Source organism: Pseudomonas sp. LAM2023, from assembly GCF_016620375.1.
GTDB classification, from domain to species: domain Bacteria; phylum Pseudomonadota; class Gammaproteobacteria; order Pseudomonadales; family Pseudomonadaceae; genus Aquipseudomonas; species Aquipseudomonas anuradhapurensis.
Genome location: NZ_JAENHV010000014.1, coordinates 101,261 through 118,479, shown reverse-complemented (window position 1 = coordinate 118,479; position 17,219 = coordinate 101,261). Strand labels below are relative to the sequence as shown.

16 protein-coding genes and 1 pseudogene are annotated in these 17,219 nt (G+C 63.8%); 11 read left to right on the top strand and 6 right to left on the bottom strand.

The window, feature by feature from the left end; all coding sequences use genetic code 11:
- Positions 1-459: 459 nt before the first annotated feature.
- Positions 460-1,953, bottom strand: coding sequence for a CoA-acylating methylmalonate-semialdehyde dehydrogenase (locus tag JKP78_RS05665; RefSeq protein ID WP_186689629.1), 1,494 nt, complete (start codon positions 1,951-1,953; stop codon positions 460-462).
- A gap of 73 nt (positions 1,954-2,026) precedes the next feature.
- Positions 2,027-3,373 carry an aspartate aminotransferase family protein gene (locus JKP78_RS05660; protein ID WP_170028129.1) on the bottom strand — a complete coding sequence of 449 codons (1,347 nt, stop codon included), beginning with the start codon at positions 3,371-3,373 and terminating at the stop codon, positions 2,027-2,029.
- Between the two features lie 114 nt (positions 3,374-3,487).
- On the opposite strand from JKP78_RS05660, the gene JKP78_RS05655 reads away from it, so the two are divergent.
- From JKP78_RS05655 to JKP78_RS05635, 5 genes are all read left to right on the top strand, one after another.
- Positions 3,488-4,408, top strand: a complete 921-nt coding sequence (locus tag JKP78_RS05655) for a LysR family transcriptional regulator (RefSeq protein ID WP_186689751.1) — start codon at positions 3,488-3,490, stop codon at positions 4,406-4,408.
- Positions 4,409-4,498: 90 nt separating this feature from the next.
- Positions 4,499-5,161 (top strand): TetR/AcrR family transcriptional regulator, encoded by a 663-nt coding sequence (locus tag JKP78_RS05650; protein ID WP_170028128.1) that lies wholly within the window; start codon positions 4,499-4,501, stop codon positions 5,159-5,161.
- Between the two features lie 9 nt (positions 5,162-5,170).
- Positions 5,171-5,755 (top strand): IMPACT family protein, encoded by a 585-nt coding sequence (locus tag JKP78_RS05645; protein WP_170028127.1) that lies wholly within the window; start codon positions 5,171-5,173, stop codon positions 5,753-5,755.
- Positions 5,756-6,118: 363 nt separating this feature from the next.
- Positions 6,119-6,805 carry an SDR family oxidoreductase gene (locus JKP78_RS05640; RefSeq protein WP_186689633.1) on the top strand — a complete coding sequence of 229 codons (687 nt, stop codon included), beginning with the start codon at positions 6,119-6,121 and terminating at the stop codon, positions 6,803-6,805.
- Between the two features lie 86 nt (positions 6,806-6,891).
- A complete protein-coding gene (locus tag JKP78_RS05635) occupies positions 6,892-7,839 on the top strand; it encodes an adenosine deaminase (protein WP_200626211.1) in 948 nt (315 codons plus the stop codon).
- Between the two features lie 19 nt (positions 7,840-7,858).
- Here JKP78_RS05635 and JKP78_RS05630 read toward each other — a convergent pair whose 3' ends face one another.
- Complete coding sequence (locus JKP78_RS05630; RefSeq protein ID WP_186689637.1) at positions 7,859-8,572, bottom strand: ArsR/SmtB family transcription factor; 714 nt, start codon at positions 8,570-8,572, stop codon at positions 7,859-7,861.
- A gap of 487 nt (positions 8,573-9,059) precedes the next feature.
- Between JKP78_RS05630 and JKP78_RS25035 the strand changes: the two genes are divergently transcribed.
- Positions 9,060-9,257 (top strand): hypothetical protein, encoded by a 198-nt coding sequence (locus tag JKP78_RS25035; RefSeq protein ID WP_225931920.1) that lies wholly within the window; start codon positions 9,060-9,062, stop codon positions 9,255-9,257.
- Here the strand turns inward: JKP78_RS25035 and JKP78_RS05625 are convergent.
- Together JKP78_RS05625 and JKP78_RS05620 are read right to left on the bottom strand one after the other, a co-directional pair.
- Positions 9,208-10,389 carry a multidrug effflux MFS transporter gene (locus JKP78_RS05625; RefSeq protein ID WP_200626210.1) on the bottom strand — a complete coding sequence of 394 codons (1,182 nt, stop codon included), beginning with the start codon at positions 10,387-10,389 and terminating at the stop codon, positions 9,208-9,210. The genes JKP78_RS25035 and JKP78_RS05625 overlap by 50 nt on opposite strands.
- 122 nt (positions 10,390-10,511) lie before the next feature.
- Positions 10,512-10,709 carry a heavy-metal-associated domain-containing protein gene (locus tag JKP78_RS05620; RefSeq protein ID WP_200626209.1) on the bottom strand — a complete coding sequence of 66 codons (198 nt, stop codon included), beginning with the start codon at positions 10,707-10,709 and terminating at the stop codon, positions 10,512-10,514.
- 143 nt (positions 10,710-10,852) lie between these two features.
- On the opposite strand from JKP78_RS05620, the gene JKP78_RS05615 reads away from it, so the two are divergent.
- The 5 genes and pseudogenes from JKP78_RS05615 to JKP78_RS25375 all read left to right on the top strand — a co-directional run bounded on the left by JKP78_RS05615 (position 10,853) and on the right by JKP78_RS25375 (position 16,209).
- Positions 10,853-11,239: a hypothetical protein gene (locus JKP78_RS05615; protein WP_186689643.1), complete on the top strand. Its 387-nt coding sequence runs from the start codon at positions 10,853-10,855 to the stop codon at positions 11,237-11,239.
- 53 nt (positions 11,240-11,292) lie between these two features.
- Entirely contained in the window at positions 11,293-13,692 is a 2,400-nt protein-coding gene (locus JKP78_RS05610; RefSeq protein ID WP_200626208.1) for a heavy metal translocating P-type ATPase, read from the top strand.
- On the top strand, positions 13,689-14,099 hold the full coding sequence (gene cueR, locus JKP78_RS05605) for a Cu(I)-responsive transcriptional regulator (protein ID WP_170028119.1): 411 nt from the start codon (positions 13,689-13,691) through the stop codon (positions 14,097-14,099). The genes JKP78_RS05610 and cueR overlap by 4 nt, the downstream gene beginning before the upstream one ends.
- A gap of 166 nt (positions 14,100-14,265) precedes the next feature.
- Positions 14,266-15,351 (top strand): annotated as a pseudogene (locus tag JKP78_RS25380) (HAMP domain-containing protein); the annotation flags it as partial.
- A gap of 90 nt (positions 15,352-15,441) precedes the next feature.
- Positions 15,442-16,209 carry a methyl-accepting chemotaxis protein gene (locus JKP78_RS25375; protein ID WP_372241560.1) on the top strand — a complete coding sequence of 256 codons (768 nt, stop codon included), beginning with the start codon at positions 15,442-15,444 and terminating at the stop codon, positions 16,207-16,209.
- Between the two features lie 65 nt (positions 16,210-16,274).
- Here the strand turns inward: JKP78_RS25375 and JKP78_RS05595 are convergent, their stop codons facing one another.
- Complete coding sequence (locus JKP78_RS05595) at positions 16,275-17,054, bottom strand: AraC family transcriptional regulator (RefSeq protein ID WP_186689649.1); 780 nt, start codon at positions 17,052-17,054, stop codon at positions 16,275-16,277.
- Positions 17,055-17,219 lie beyond the last annotated feature (165 nt).

The window sequence follows — 17,219 nt, the reverse complement described above, 5'->3', positions numbered from 1 at the left end:
CGTTTATTTTGAAGTTTTTTGCGAGAAACTCGTTTAGCTTCAAACACTTGACTCGCTGCGATCTCTCGTAGCGGGAGGCGAATCATACAGCGTTTTGAAACGCTGTCAACCTTCATCTCGACCGCTGCCGATCATTCGATCGTAGCCCTTTCAGCTTCTTCATCACTACTTAACTCATTGATCAATAAGGAGTTTTTCGTTCCGATGTCGCTGGAAGTGGGGCGCATTATAAGGGCATTCGAAACCGCGTCAACCTTTAAGTTCATTAGGCTGGAATATTTCAGGCGAAGACCCTATCAAGGCCACCAGATGCTCGCCTACACCTTCGGCGCCCATGAGATCGAGCGCCGCGCGGGCGGCGCTCGATTCACGCCCCACCCCAAAAACCAAGGCAAACCACCCAGCACCCCAAAAACAAAGCGGGGAGGCCTACCGGCCTCCCCGCTTCTTCACTATCCCTTACAAACTAGGGAAGGCAAACTGCGAAGCCTCATGGCTGGCGCGTTGCGGCCAGCGCTGGGTGATCGCCTTGCGACGGGTATAGAAACGCACCCCGTCCGGCCCATAGGCATGCAGGTCACCAAACAGCGAACGCTTCCAGCCACCAAAGCTGTGGTAAGCCACCGGCACTGGCAACGGTACGTTCACACCGACCATGCCCACTTCGATCTCGTCGCAGAACAGCCGCGCCGCTTCACCGTCACGGGTGAAGATGCAGGTGCCATTGCCATATTCGTGATCATTGATCAGCTGCATGGCCTGCTCCAGGCTGTTCACGCGCACCACGCACAGCACCGGGCCAAAGATCTCTTCCTTATAGATGCGCATCTGCGGGGTCACTTTGTCGAACAAGGTGCCACCCACAAAGTAGCCATCCTCATTACCGGCTACTCGGTAGCCTCGGCCATCCACCACCAGCTTGGCGCCAGCAGCAACACCCTCGTCGATGTAGCCCACCACCTTGTCACGGGCTGCAGCAGTCACCAACGGGCCCATGTCCAGGCCGCACGAAGTGCCAGCACCGATCTTCAGCGCCTTGATCTGCGGTTCGAGCTTGGCAATCAGCGCATCCGCCACCTGGTCACCCACGCACACCGCTACCGAAATGGCCATGCAACGCTCGCCGCAGGAACCATAGGCCGCGCCCATCAGTGCGCTGACCGCATTGTCCAGGTCGGCATCGGGCATCAGCACTGCGTGGTTCTTGGCACCGCCCAGGGCTTGCACGCGCTTGCCACGCTTGGTGCCTTCGGCATAGATGTACTCGGCGATCGGGGTCGAACCGACGAAGCTCAGGGCCTTCACCTCCGGCGCTTCGATCAGCGCATCCACCGCTTCCTTGTCACCATGCACCACGTTGAGGATGCCCTTCGGCAGGCCGGCTTCGTGCAGCAGCTGGGCGATGTACAGGGTCGAGCTCGGGTCACGCTCGGAAGGCTTGAGGATGAACGCGTTACCGCAGGCGATGGCCAACGGATACATCCACAGCGGCACCATGGCCGGGAAGTTGAACGGGGTGATACCGGCAACCACGCCCAGCGGCTGGAAGTCGGACCAGGCGTCGATGTTGGGGCCGACGTTGCGGCTGTACTCGCCTTTCAGCACTTCTGGCGCTGCACAGGCGAACTCGACGTTCTCGATGCCACGCTTCAGTTCGCCGGCAGCGTCTTCCAGGGTCTTGCCATGTTCTTCGCTGATCATCTGCGCAATGCGAGCTTCGTTCTGCTCCAGCAGCTGCTTGAAGCGGAACATGACCTGGGCACGCTTGGCCGGTGGGGTGTTGCGCCACGCCGGGAAGGCCGCCTTGGCCGAGTCGATCGCCTGCTGCACGGTCGCGCGGCTGGCCAGCTCGACCTTGCGTACAGCCTGGCCAGTGGACGGGTTGAAGACATCGGCGCTGCGCTCACCCTTGGTAACCAGCTCGCCGTTGATCAGGTGCTGAACAATGCTCATGCAAAACTCCAGATAAAGAAGGTTGAGCCAGGCGCGCGATCTGCTCGCGCACCTGACCCCAGAATCGGAAAGATCAGTCGATCAGGTTCAGGGTCTCGCCCACTGCGTCGAACAGGCGGTCCAGTTGCTGCGGCGTGGTGTTGAAGGTTGGGCCGAACTGCAGGGTGTCGCCACCAAAGCGCACATAGAAGCCAGCCTTCCACAGCTTCATCGCCGCTTCGTACGGACGCACAATGGCATCACCGTCACGGGCCGCGATCTGGATCGCGCCGGCCAGGCCGTAGTTGCGGATGTCGACGATGTTCTTCGTGCCCTTCACGCCGTGCAGCAGCTTCTCGAAGTGCGGCGCCAGCTCGGCAGCCGACTGCACCAGGTTTTCCTTCTGCAGCAGGTCCAGTGCCGCGATACCGGCGGCGCAAGCTACCGGGTGGGCCGAGTAGGTGTAGCCATGTGGGAATTCCACGGCGTATTCCGGGGTCGGCTGGTTCATGAAGGTCTGGTAGATCTCGCTGCTGGCAATGACCGCGCCCATCGGGATGGCGCCGTTGGTCACCTGCTTGGCGATGCACATCAGGTCCGGGGTCACGCCGAAGGCTTCGGCACCCGTCATTGCACCCATGCGGCCGAAACCGGTGATCACTTCGTCGAAGATCAGCAGGATGTTGTGCTGGGTGCAGATTTCACGCAGACGTTTCAGATAACCCTTTGGCGGCGGCAGTACGCCAGCCGAACCCGCCAGTGGCTCGACGATCACCGCCGCGATATTGGACGCATCGTGCAGCTCGATCAGCTTGAGCATCTCGTCGGCCAGGGCGATGCCGCCCTCTTCCGGCAGGCCCTTGGTGAACGCGTTCACCGGCAGCACGGTGTGAGGCAGGTGGTCGACATCCAGCAACTGGCCGAACAGCTTGCGGTTGCCGTTGACACCCCCCAGGCTGGTGCCGGCGATATTCACGCCGTGGTAGCCGCGGGCACGGCCGATGATCTTGGTCTTGGTCGCCTGGCCTTTCAGGCGCCAGTAGGCGCGCACCATCTTCAGGGCGGTGTCGGCACACTCGGAACCGGAGTTGGTATAGAACACATGGTTCAGGTCGCCCGGGGTCAGCTCGGTAATTTTCTCGGCCAGCTGGAACGACAGTGGGTGGCCGAACTGGAAGGCCGGAGAGTAATCCAGGGTACCGACCTGGCGGGCTACCGCCTCGGTGATCTCCTTGCGGGTGTGCCCGGCGCCACAGGTCCACAGGCCGGACAGCGCGTCGAAGATCTTGCGCCCCGTGTCATCGACCAGGTGGTTGCCTTCGGCCGCCACGATCAGGCGCGGGTCGCGCTGGAAGTTGCGGTTGGCGGTGTAGGGCATCCAGTGGGCATCCAGCTTGAGCTGGCTGGCGATACCGGCGCTGGCGGTTTCGGGCATGTTCATTGCGGTTCCTCGGAAGACGATTAGGCAACGATGGATGTTGTTGCAGCTAAGGTGGCACGGCGATAAAGTCTGAAAAAGCCAACATTTCTAACCTTCAGACAGGCCCTGACTAAACTGATGAGCCGACGCCCCGATCCACTCGCCCAAGTCAGCGATTTCGACATCCGCCTGCTGAAGATCTACCGCAGCGTCGTCGAGTGCGGGGGCTTCTCGGCTGCCGAGAACGTGCTGGGCATAGGTCGCTCGGCCATCAGCCAGCAAATGAACGACCTGGAGCAACGCCTGGGCCTGCGCCTGTGCCAGCGCGGTCGCGCCGGGTTCTCGCTGACCGAGGAAGGCCGCGAGGTCTACCATTCGGCCCTGCAATTGCTCAGCGCCCTGGAAAGCTTCCGCACCGAAGTCAACGGCCTGCACCAGCATTTGCGTGGTGAGCTGAACATTGGCCTGACCGACAACCTGGTCACCTTGCCGCACATGCGCATCACCCATGCCCTGGCCGAACTCAAGGACCGTGGCCCCGATGTACGCATCCAGATCCGCATGATCGCCCCCAGCCAGGTCGAACACGGCGTGCTCGACGGCAGCCTGCACGTCGGCGTGGTGCCGCAGACCAGCCCGCTGTCGGGCCTGGAGTACCAGCCGTTGTACAGCGAGCGTTCGCTGCTGTACTGCGCCGTCGGCCACCCGCTGTTCTACGCCGATGACCAGCAGGTAGATGACGACCGCCTCAACAGCCAGGAAGCCATCGCCCCCACCTTCCGCCTGCCGGCCGAGATCCAGGCCCATTACCAGGCCCTGAACTGCACGGCCAGCGCTTCGGACCGCGAGGGCATGGCGTTTCTCATCCTTACCGGGCGTTACATCGGCTACCTGCCAGACCACTACGCCACGTTCTGGGTACAGCAAGGCCGCCTGCGGGCGCTCAAGCCCCGGCAACGCTTCTACGACCTGAGCCTCAGTTGGGTAACGCGCAAGGGCCGGCGGCCAAACCTGGTGCTGGAAAGCTTCCTCGAGAGCCTGGCTGCGACACGCTGATGCCAGTCTTTGCCGCTAACGCTTGTCACTTCGGCGCAGGCAGGTAATCTTGTCCGACAGCCGCAGCCACTGACCCGTACGGAATCGTCCATGACCCTAGAAGTCCCTGCGCATCGCCTCGCCACCTCGGGCAAGCCCGCGGGCCGCATCCGCCAGAAGAACGAACAGGCCATTATCCAGGCCGCCGAAGACGAGTTCGCCCGCCATGGTTTCAAGGGCACCAGCATGAACACCATCGCCCTCAAGGCAGGGTTGCCCAAGGCCAACCTGCACTACTACTTCACCAACAAGCTGGGCCTGTACATTGCCGTGCTCAGCAACATCATCGAGTTGTGGGACAGCACCTTCAACGCCTTGAGCGTCGACGACGACCCCGCCGAAGCCCTGAGCCAGTACATCCGCACCAAGATGGAATTCTCCCGGCGCAACCCGCAAGCCTCGCGGATTTTCGCCATGGAAGTGATCAGCGGTGGCACCTGCCTGACCGAGTACTTCAGTGCCGACTACCGCGAATGGTTCCGCGGCCGGGCCGCGGTGTTCCAGGCCTGGATCGAGGCCGGCAAGATGGACCCGGTCGACCCGGTGCACCTGATCTTCCTGCTCTGGGGCAGCACCCAGCATTACGCCGACTTCGCTACCCAGATCTGCCAGGTTACCGGTCGTAGCCGCCTGACCAAGCAGGACATGGAAGACGCGAGCAACAACCTTATCCACATCATCCTGAAAGGCTGCGGCATCAAGCCGGCTGCCTGACCGTCATTTATGCCTTCTACCCTGCTTGACCTGTGCGAATTCCGCGAGGAAATCCGCAAAAGCCGCTTCATCACCCTCGCCGGGCCCATCAGCAGTGCCGCGGAAGCGATGAGCTTCATCGAACGCCACAGCGACCTGGCCGCTACCCACAACTGCTGGGCCTGGAAGCTTGGCGCCCAGTACCGCAGCAGTGATGACGGCGAACCGGGGGGCACCGCCGGGCGACCGATCCTGGCAGCCATCGAAGCGCAGGACTGCGACCAGGTGGTGGTGCTGGTGATCCGCTGGTACGGCGGTATCCAGCTGGGCACCGGTGGCCTGGCCAGGGCCTACGGCGGCGGTGCCAACAAGTGCCTGCAACAGGCCCCCAAGCGGCTGCTGGTGCAACGCAGCGAATTCACCTGCAGCTGCGGTTTCAGCGAACTGGCGCTGGTGAAGTTGCGCCTGGCGGAGGTTGACGGGTTGGTGCTCGACGAGCAGTTCACTGCCAATGGTGTTGATCTGCTGATTGCCCTCGGCGATGCCCACCTGGCGTCATTGCAGCAGCAACTGGCCGACCTTAGCCGGGGGCGCATTCTGCTCGAAGCGCGCTGAACATTGCCCACAACAACTGTGGGCCGGCCTGTGGATAAGCTTGGGGCACTCGCTTGCAGGCCAATGTTGTCAGGACTCGCAGAGAATTGTTCATTTTTTAACCAGAGCATTGGGACAGCTTCGAACAGCTGAAACCTCACGAGTTATCCCCAATGCGATGGCAAAAATCCCAGCCCTTCCTCTGAACTTGCACACAATAACTGTGGAACAGCTTGTGGATAACCCGTGCGCCAACAGGCCAGGCGCCCGGCCACGCAGGACCGTGGGTCACTGATCAATTTTTATGCACTCAGAGGACGGGCACCGGTGCCCACAGTGACGTATGCTCATTACCTTTTCATACACCGATAAAGGAATGATCCTATGGCTTCTTCAAGATCGGCCCTCATCATCGGCGCCTCGCGCGGATTGGGCCTTGGCCTGGTGCAACGCCTGCATGAGGACGGCTGGAACATTACCGCCACCGTGCGCAACCCGCAGCAGCCCGGGGCGCTGGCCGATGTGCCCGGCGTGCGTATCGAGCAGCTGGAAATGAACGACACGGCCCAGCTGGATGGCCTCAAGCAGCGCCTGCAAGGCCAGGTGTTCGACCTGGTCTTCGTCAACGCCGGCATCATGGGGCCCCTGCCCCAAGACCTGGAAGCCGTGCAGAACAGGGACATCGGTGAGCTGTTCATGACCAACGCCGTGGCACCGATCCGCGTGGCCCGCCGCCTGGTCGGCCAGGTCCGTGAAGGTAGCGGTGTGCTGGCCTTCATGAGCTCGATCCTGGGCAGCGTGACCATCCCCGACGGTGGCGAGATCTGCCTGTACAAGGCCAGCAAGGCAGCACTCAACTCGATGATCAACAGCTTCGTCGTCGAGCAGCAACGTCCCGACCTGTGTGTGCTGGCCATGCACCCAGGCTGGGTAAAGACCGACATGGGCGGCGAGAACGCCGAGATTGACGTGCTGACCAGTACCCGCGGCATGCTCGAACAGATCAAGGCGCAAAGCGGCCACGGCGGCCTGCGTTTCATCAACTACAAGGGCGAACCCCTGGTCTGGTGATTCAGCGGGTTGCAGCCTGGCCGGGCGCATTGCCCAGCCAGGCCCTGTAGAATGGCAGCAACCGTACCTGATCGAGATGACCCACTATGTATGACTGGTTGAACGCCCTGCCCAAGGCCGAACTGCACCTGCACCTGGAAGGCTCGCTGGAGCCCGAGTTGCTGTTCGCCCTTGCCGAGCGCAACAAGATCGCCTTGCCGTGGGCCGACGTGGAAACCTTGCGTGGTGCCTATGCCTTCAACAACCTGCAGGAATTCCTCGACTTGTATTACCAGGGCGCCGACGTGCTGTGCACCGAGCAGGACTTCTACGACCTGACCTGGGCCTACCTGCAACGCTGCAAGGCACAGAATGTCATCCACACCGAACCGTTTTTCGACCCGCAAACCCACACCGACCGTGGCATCCCCTTCGAAGTGGTGCTCAATGGCATCGACCACGCGCTCAAGGATGGCCGCAAACAACTGGGCATCAGCAGTGGCCTGATCCTCAGCTTCCTGCGCCACCTCAGCGAAGAAGAAGCGCAGAAAACCCTCGACCAGGCGCTGCCGTTCCGCGATGCGTTCATTGCCGTTGGCCTGGACAGCTCGGAAATGGGCCACCCGCCCAGCAAGTTCCAGCGTGTGTTCGATCGCGCTCGTAGCGAAGGCTTCGCCGCCGTTGCCCATGCCGGTGAAGAAGGCCCACCCGAGTACATCTGGGAGGCCCTGGACCTGCTGAAGGTCAAGCGCATCGACCACGGTGTGCGCGCTATCGAGGACGAGCGCCTGATGCAGCGCATCATCGACGAGCAGATCCCGCTCACGGTGTGCCCGCTGTCGAACACCAAGCTCTGTGTGTTCGACCACATGAGCCAGCACAACATCCTCGACATGCTCGAGCGCGGCGTGAAGGTGACGGTCAACTCGGACGACCCGGCCTACTTCGGTGGCTACGTCACCGAAAACTTCCACGCCCTGTACACCCACCTGGGCATGACCGAAGCCCAGGCCCGTCGCCTGGCCCAGAACAGCCTGGATGCGCGGTTGGTCTGAATGAATGACGGCGTTGCGGTCAGCCGACCTGCAACGTCGCCACGCGGGCAATGCGATTGATCTGCTGGATGCCCAACGCCGAGATATGCAAGGCCCGCGTATCTTCGGCCTCGCGCATCCAGCCAGATTGAAGGAACAGCCTGAACAAGGCCTGCCCCAGCACGCCGCCCAGATGCGGCCCCTGGTCGTTGCGCTCGGTGCAGTGGCAGATCACACAGCCACGTTGCTGGTGAGGCGCCAGCGCATCTATGTAGACCCCGACCAGCGCCAACTGCGCCCGCCCTTCATCACTGACCATCAGCTGCCGACCACTGCCCTCCAGCCAGCCGGCGACCACCAGGCGGTGATACAGCTCACTGGCCAGCTCCCCGCCCAGATGATCACCACAGCGGCGCGCCCGGCGTACCGACATGGGCAAGGGTGCCACCGATGCCTTGGCCTGCGTCCCCTTGGCGCTTTCCAGCTGGACACTGGCCAGCGCCTCCACTGCGGCCCCGACCTGCGGAGTCGCCAGGCAGAAATAGCGCTTGCGCCCGCGCGCTTCATGCCGGAGCAAGCCGGCAGACGACAACAAGGAAAGGTGAGCGCAGGCCGATGACGAGGTCAGGCCGGTCATCACCGCAAGCTCTTTGGCCAAGCGTGGTGTGCCATCGATCAATGCCCACAACATGGCACTGCGCTTGGGGTCGGCCATCAGGCTGGCGATCTGGCTGATACTGCTGGCTGCGTTCATGTCCCTGTAACTCCCTGCAAGTTCACTGTGTGGATGCGATGGCCAACCCTGGCAGGGAAGCACCTCTCGCTGGCACTGGCCTGGCTCGCCAGTATAAGCCGCAAAAAACGCCACTCAGGCAGCCCTAGCGCGGCGGCACCTCCGCGCGGAAACAACTGGGTAGGTGTACCCATGGTGAACCGGGAACAAACCTGCAAACCCACCCCAAGCCGCGCGCTGAAGCAGCCGGGGCGCACAGCCTGCTGGGCCGCGACGTAGCACGGTAGAAACACCAGGCACAACTTCGGATGTGCCCGACAGTTGCCTTCCACAAATAACGCAGACCAAAGCGAAGGTTCCACGCGCTCATGGGCGTTGCGCCCTGGGGTGCAGAAGGACTGGCGAACCAGCCTGCTCGACCGTCAGTCAGGACGCTGTTGCAGGCCATGGCAGGCAGGAGGGGCGGCGCTACACTACAGCGGCTGTTTCCCTGTGGAGGTATGCCGCGATGAAGATTGTCGTCAGCACGTCTAGCCGAAACCCTGCCTGCCCGTGGCAGGTGCAACTCGATCAACACGTGGTCAGTTTCCGCAGCGAGGCCGAAGCGCGTGCCTTCGTCGCCACGCTGGAAACCCGCCTGCAGGCACCTCACCCGCTTATGCGCGAGCCCTGGCCTGCAAGCGCCGGGTCAGCAGCGCGACACTGACGACCAGCGCGCCGCACAAACTGATTACCAGCGCCATCGGTATCGCACTGCCGTCATGCAGCAGCCCGACCAGCGCCGCCGCGCCGGCAGCGACACTGAACTGCAGGCAGCCCATCAGCGCCGAGGCACTGCCAGCCCGGGCACCCTGCCCGCTCATGGCACAAGCCGAAGCATTGGGGATGATGCAGCCGAGGCTGGCGATGCACACGAACAATGGCACCAACAATGGCCACAACTGCGCCGGCCGCAGCGCCGCCACGCCCAGCAGCACCAGCCCGGCAGCCAGGTATAGCCAAACCGCCCGGGCCAGCAGGAATGCCGGGCCACGCTTGGCCAGCAAACGGGCATTCACCTGCGCCACGAGGATGAAACCGGCAGCATTGGTGCCGAACAACCAGCCGTAATGCTCGGCCGGCACACCGTAGAGCTTGATGAAGACGAACGGTGAGCCGGCAATGTAGGCGAACATCCCGGCAATCGCGATGCTGCCGGTCAAGGCATGGCCGAGGAACACCCGGTCAGCGAACAGCCGCAGGTATTGGCGCAAGGCGCCAGACAACGGCTGGCGCGGCATGTGCGCAGGCAGGCTTTCCGGCAGGCCGAGGCTGATTGCCAGCAGGCAACCGGCACTGAACAGGCTCAGGGCGAGGAAGATCGATTGCCAGCCGGCCAGGTTCACCAGTACCCCACCGAGCATCGGCGCCAGGATCGGCGCCAGGCCCATGACCAGCATCAATTGCGAAAACACCTTGGCCGAGGCCACCGGGTCGCACTTGTCGCTGACGATGGCGCGCGACAGCACCATACCGGCGCAACCGCCCAATGCCTGGACAAACCGCGCCAGCACCAGGGTGTCGAGGTTGGGAGCATAGGCACAGGCCAGCGACGCCAGGGTGAACAGGGTCACGCCGAACATCAGCGGTTTGCGTCGACCAAAGCGGTCAGCCACCGGGCCATAGGCCAGTTGGCCGATGGACAAACCGAGGAAATAGGCCGCCAAGGTGATCTGGACGTGTTTTTCATCGGTGGCGAACGCCTGCGCCATGGCCGGGAAGGCTGGCAGGTAGAAGTCGATCGCCAAGGGCCCGAACGCACTGAGTGCGCCCAGGATGAGCACCATTCGCAGGTTCATCAGGAATCCATAGCAGGCTAAGCAAGTATTTGATTCTACCTGCTATGCACCCCATCAGTACGAAAACATTTGCAACAATCTTGCCTGTTCGCCGCGGCCCGTGGAGGAGCGGCCTTGGCCGGTCATGCCACTTCGGCTTGATAGCCTTCTTCCCGGATGGCGTTGAGGATCTGCTCCTGCGCCAGCTCGCTGTGCACCCGTACCTGCCTGGCCGCCAGGTCGAATTCCACCTTGGCCGCAGCATCCTGCGCCTGCACCGCCTGGGTCACGGCCTTCACACAGTGGCCACAGGTCATGCCTTGTACATTGAACACTTGCATGGGGTTTACCTCCTTCAGTTTTGGCCAGTCTCAAGCTTGCCACCGGGTCAAGGTCAAGTCTTGCCAACAACTGCCGGGGTGGAAATCCGCGCGCGCGTCGGCCAAGCTGCGCCTTTGACGATCAGGCAAGCAGGAGATTCTTCATGTTCAGGGCAGTATTGGGCGCCGTCGGGCTATTGAGCACGCTGGCTGCGGTGCCACCGGCCAGCGCCGAGGGCAACTCGGACTACAGCGTACTGATCATTTCCCGCGAGCGCCTGGAAGTGGCCACCAGTTGTGAAATCGGCATCTACCTCAACGACCAGCTCTCCGGGCGCGTATTCCAGGAGCAGTCCACCTCGTTCAACCTGCCAGCAGGCCCCGTGGATGTGCGCCTGCGCATGTTGCCCGGGCAAATGCCGGGCTGCGCGCCAGGCATCGAGGACCAACGCAGCACACGATTGAACCTGCAGGCGGGCCAGATCAACAAATACCGCATCGCCATGGGGCAACATGGGCTGGAGTTGCAACGAGCCGGCCTGGGCTATTGACCTTACCCGCGTGGCAAGGTTGATGCTGGCGGCATGCCCAAGGAGGAGAGCCCATGCCCGCATCTACCACTTATGACCTGCCGATCGCCGGCATGACCTGCGCCAGCTGTGCCGGCCGGGTCGAACGCGCCCTGCGCAAGGTCACCGGCGCCGAGCAGGTCAGTGTCAACCTCGCCACCGAACAGGCCCGGATCCAGGCCCCGGCCAACAGCCTGCCTGCGCTGGTCGATGCCGTACGCGAAGCCGGCTACAGCGTGCCCACCCGCACCGTCGAGCTGCAGATCGGCGGCATGACCTGCGCCAGCTGCGTCGGGCGCGTGGAGCGTGCCCTTGCCAAGCTGCCCGGTGTGGAGCAGGTGAGTGTCAACCTGGCAAGCGAACGGGCACACCTCGCAGTGCTGCCGACCGTCGACGACAACCTGCTGATCGACGCGGTGCAAAAGGCCGGCTACAGCGCCAGCCTGCCGCAAACGGCCCGGGACGACCAAGCTGCCGCCCAGCGGCGCCTGCGCCACGAACGCCTGGCCGTCGGCGCGGCCCTGGTGCTGGCCTTGCCGCTGGTGTTGCCCATGCTGCTACAACCGTTTGGTGTGCACTGGATGTTGCCCGCCTGGGTGCAGTTCGTGCTCGCCACGCCAGTGCAGTTCGTGCTCGGGGCCCGCTTCTACGTGGCGGCCTGGAAGGCCGTGCGCGCCGGCGCCGGCAACATGGACCTGCTGGTGGCCCTGGGTACCAGCGCCGGTTACGGCCTGAGCCTGTACCAATGGGCGCAGGCTTCGGCGGGCATGGCGCCACACTTGTATTTCGAAGCCTCGGCCGTGGTGATTGCCCTGGTGCTGCTGGGCAAGTACCTGGAAAGCCGCGCCAAACGCCAGACCGCCAGCGCCATCCGCGCCCTCGAAGCCCTGCGCCCGGAACGGGCCGTGCGCGTCGTCGATGGCCGCGAAGAAGACGTTGCCATCGCCCAGCTGCGCCTCGGCGACCTGGTGCTGGTCAAGCCTGGCGAGCGCTTTCCGGTCGATGGCAAGGTCGAGGACGGCAACAGCCATGCCGATGAAGCGCTCATCAGTGGCGAAAGCCTGCCGGTGCCCAAGCAACCTGGCGACAACGTCACCGGCGGCGCCATCAATGGCGAAGGCCGGCTGCTGATACGCACCCAGGCGCTGGGCACCGAAACCGTGCTGGCACGCATCATCCGCCTGGTCGAAGACGCCCAGGCCGCCAAGGCCCCGATCCAGAAGCTGGTCGACCGGGTCAGCCAGGTGTTCGTCCCGGCCGTGCTGGTGCTGGCGCTGGTTACCCTGGGCGGCTGGTGGCTGGCCGGCGCGCCGCTGGAAATCGCGTTGATCAACGCCGTTGCCGTGCTGGTCATCGCCTGCCCCTGTGCACTCGGCCTGGCCACCCCCGCCGCGATCATGGCCGGCACCGGGGTCGCCGCCCGCCACGGCATCCTGATCAAGGACGCTGAAGCCCTGGAACGTGCGCATGCGGTCAACCGCGTGGTGTTCGACAAGACCGGCACCCTCACCTCCGGCAGCCCGCGGGTAGTGCACAGCCAGGCGCAGGTAGGCAGCAGCGCCGACCTGCACCGCCTGGCTGGCGCCCTGCAGCGCGGCAGCGAACACCCGCTGGCCAAGGCGGTGCTGGCTGCCTGTGCCGAACAAGGGCTGGATGTCCCCGCCGTCACCGGCAGCCAGGCGCTGGCCGGGCGCGGCATCGCCGGCTGGGTGGAAGGCCGCGAGCTGGCCCTTGGCAACCGCCGCCTGCTCGACGAAAGCGCCCTGCCAGCCGGAGACCTGGCTGCCCTGGCCCAAGCCTGGGAAGCCGAAGGGCGCACCCTGTCGTGGTTGGTCGAACGCGGCACGCAGCCCCGTGTGCTGGGCCTGTTCGCCTTTGGTGACAGCCTCAAGCCCGGCGCCGCGCAGGCGATCGAGGCCCTGCATGCACAAGCCATCAGCAGCCACCTGCTGACCGGCGACAACCGCGGCAGCGCCAAGGTGGTGGCTGACGCGCTGGGCATCGACGATGTGCATGCCGAAGTGCTGCCGGCCGACAAGGCGGCAACCGTGGCCGCATTGAAGCGCGATGGCGTGGTCGCCATGGTCGGCGACGGCATCAACGATGCGCCGGCGCTGGCCGCCGCCGATATCGGCATTGCCATGGGCGGCGGCACCGACGTGGCCATGCAGGCCGCCGGCATCACCTTGATGCGCGGTGACCCGCGCCTGGTGCCGGCTGCGTTGGAGATCAGCCGCAAGACCTACGCGAAGATCCGCCAGAACCTGTTCTGGGCGTTCATCTATAACCTCATCGGCATCCCGCTGGCCGCGCTGGGTTACCTCAACCCGGTACTGGCGGGCGCCGCCATGGCCCTGTCCAGCGTCAGCGTGGTGAGCAACGCGTTGTGGCTCAAGGCCTGGAAACCCACCAGCGATACCCAGGAGGCTCCATGAACATCGGCCAGGCCGCCCGCCGCAGCGGGCTCAGCACCAAGATGATCCGGTACTACGAGTCCATCGGCCTGCTCAAGCCCGCCACACGCAGCGACAGCGGCTACCGCCTGTACCAGGCCGAAGACCTGCACAGCCTGGCATTCATCAAGCGCTCCCGCGACCTGGGCTTCTCCCTTGAGGAAGTTGGCAAGCTGCTGACCTTGTGGCAAGACCGCCAGCGTGCCAGCGCCGATGTCAAGGCGCTGGCCCTGCAGCACATCGATGAGCTGAACCGCCGCATCGAGGAACTGGTGAGCCTGCGCGACACCCTCGGGGAGCTGGTTTCCCACTGCCAGGGGGACGACCGCCCGGATTGCCCGATCCTCAAGGACCTGGCAAATGGCGCTGCGGGCGGCTGCTGTCACTGAGGCGCCCCGTGCTTGCAGCAGGCCCCATCGGTTCAAACACGACCGCTAGTCACTCGCCCGCGACTTGATCCAATAAATACGGGGACTTTTCCTACATTAAACCCAGATGCTGCCGATGTAATTGTTACCTGCTTCGAGTAGCGACAATAACAATCCGGGGGCATCGATGAGCATCAAACAAAAACTGACCTGGGCATTCGCGGTCATTGCCGGCTTGCCCATCGTCCTGGTGGCCACCTTGGTGGTCCTCAATCTGCGTGGCGAAGCACGCGACGGCTTCCTGGACGGCAGCAGCCGGGAAATCCGCCAGGTCAGCAACGCGATGAACATCTTCTTCCAGGGCATCAACCAGAACGTCGAGTACATGGCGGCGCAGCCCCTGGTCGCCGCCACCGGCAGCGAACTGAACAAGTACATGAGCGCGACGCCGTCCTACGAACTGGGCGAGCAGGCCAGCAAAGTGCTGGAGTTCATGACCCGCCTGGCCACCTCGCACCCCGCCTATGCCTACCTGTCCTACGGGGTGAGTGACGGTGGTTACGTCGGCTGGCCGGCCGGGCAGAAGTTCGTCAACTACGACCCCCGCACCCGCCCCTGGTACCAGTTGGCCATGGCCAACCCTGGCAAGACCCTGCGCACCGAAGCCTACTACTGGGCGCCCGACGATGCCGTGCTGGTCAGCACCGTGCGTACCGTCGCCAACCAGCTGGGCAACCCCGGCGGCGTGGTCAACGTCGACGTCTCGCTCAAAGGCCTGACCGAGATCGTGCAGCAGATCAAGCTGGGCGAGAGCGGCTACGTGCTGCTGGTGGAAAACAACGGCAACGTGCTGGTCGACCCGCGTGACGCCAAGCACAACTTCAAGCCACTGGCGAGTTTTGGCGACGGCTACGCCGAACTGGCCAAGCATGGCAAAGGGTTGGCTGAAGTGGAGCTTGGTGGCGTGCGCTACATGGCCAACATCTACCCGGATGAACAGCTGGGCTGGACCTTGATCGGCCTGATCGAGCAAAGCGAAGTGATGCAGACCACCACCCGCCTGACCTGGCTGATCGGTATCGTGGCCGTGGTGCTGGCGGCACTGTTCGCCGTGGTCGGTGCAACCTTCGCCAAGCTGATCGTGCGGCCGATCAACAGCGTCACCAGCGGCCTGGAAGACATCGCCCAGGGCGAAGGCGACCTGACCCGCAACCTGGAAATTCGCGGCCGCGACGAAACCGCACAACTGGCCAACTGGTTCAACCAGTTCCTCGGTGCCATTCGCAGCCTCATCCAGCACATCGGGGCTGCAGCCGGCAAGATTCTCAGCACCTCGACCAGCTCCACCCGCGTGTCCAGCGACATGGCCGAAGCGGCGGGCCGCCAGCGCGAAGCCGTGGACATGGTCTCGACCGCTTTCCACGAGATGGTCGCCACTGCCAACGAAGTAGCGCGTTCCTGCAGCCAGGCGGCGCAATCGGCCGACAGCGGCCAGCAGCAGGCCCGGGAAGGCCAGCAGCAGATCGACGCAGCGGTGCACAGTGTCGACCGCCTGAGCCAGGAGATCGAGCAATCGGCGCAGTCGATCCAGCAGCTGGAGCGCGACAGCAACGCTATCCAGTCGATCCTGGGCACCATCCGCTCGATTGCCGAACAGACCAACCTGCTGGCCCTCAACGCCGCCATCGAGGCGGCCCGCGCCGGTGAGCAGGGCCGCGGCTTTGCCGTGGTCGCCGACGAAGTGCGGGCGCTGGCCAAGCGCACCGCCGACTCCACCGCCGAGATCGATGGCCTGCTCGGCAACCTGGCCAGCCGCACCGCCGAAGTGGCCGCTCAGATGCATGCCAGCCTGGAAGTTTCCCAGCAATCGGTAAGCCGCATCGGCATGGCCCGTGACAGCTTCGGGCAGATTCGCGAGTCGGTGGACGTGATCCGCGACATGAACACCCAGATCGCCACGGCGGCCGAGGAACAGCATCAGGTGGCCGAGGACATCAACCGGCACATCAGCCAGATTCACGGGGATGCGCAGCTGGTTGCCGAACTGGCCCAGGCAGCCCGGGTGGATTCGGAGAGCCTGGCCGGGCTGTCCAACGAACTGGATGCGCTGGTACGCAGGTTCCGTACCTGATGCAATATCGGTACTGGCTGCTTCGCGGGATCAGCGGCGAAGCAGCCAGTACCGGGGACCTACGATCAGAGTTTCAACTCACCCGGCGTCGCCCCGAACAGCTGCTTGAACGCCGCAATATAGGCCGACGTAGAGTCATAGCCACAGCCCAACGCCGCTGCGGTCACATTCTCCCCCGCCTCCAGCAAGGCCAGCGACGACAGCAGCCGCATGCGCTGGCGCCAGTTACGAAAGCTCAAGCCGGTTTCCCGCTGGAACAGCCGCATCAAGGTCTTTTCCGAACAGCCCAGCTGGCGCGCCCATTGCTGCAAGGTCTGCGGCTGTTCCGGGGCAGCGATCAGGCCGTTGCACAACGCCAGCAACCCCGGATGGCGCGGTAACGGCAGCGAGAAGCCGACCTCGGGTAGCGTGCGCAACTGGTCGAGCAGCACCGCCACCAGCCGCGCTTCGGCGCTGTCGCCTTCCGGGTAATCTGCCGGGAACAGGCAGAACTGCTTGATCAGTTCGCGCGCCAACGGTGTCACCTCCAGCACCCGGCATCGCGCCGGCGCCCACGCGCAGGCGTCACGGCGCACGTACAGGCTGCGCATTTCGGCCTGCATCGAGGTAACCACTTCGTGTTCGGCATCGGCAGGTATCCACACCCCCCACTGCGGCGGGGCGAAGTAGCTGCCTTCTTGGGTATAGACGCCCAGTACACCGCTGATGGCGTAGGAAAATTGCACCCAGTCGTGCTGGTGGCGAGTGGTCCAGGAGCCGGCGCCAAGGCTTTCGGCGCGGGCATACAAAGGCCTGGGCAGGCGGGCCAGCGCCGGGATGGCGCGGGGTTGTCCGATGGTCGGCATGGCGGTTTCTTGTAGTTCTGAGCAGACAAGCCTAACAGCCGGGACAGCTGATCGGTCAACGTGTAGGAGCGGCCTTGTGTCGCGATAGGGCTGCAAGGCAGCCCCAGGGTTTCAGCGCAGACGCACAAATTGCTGGGGCTGCTTTGCAGCCCTATCGCGACACAA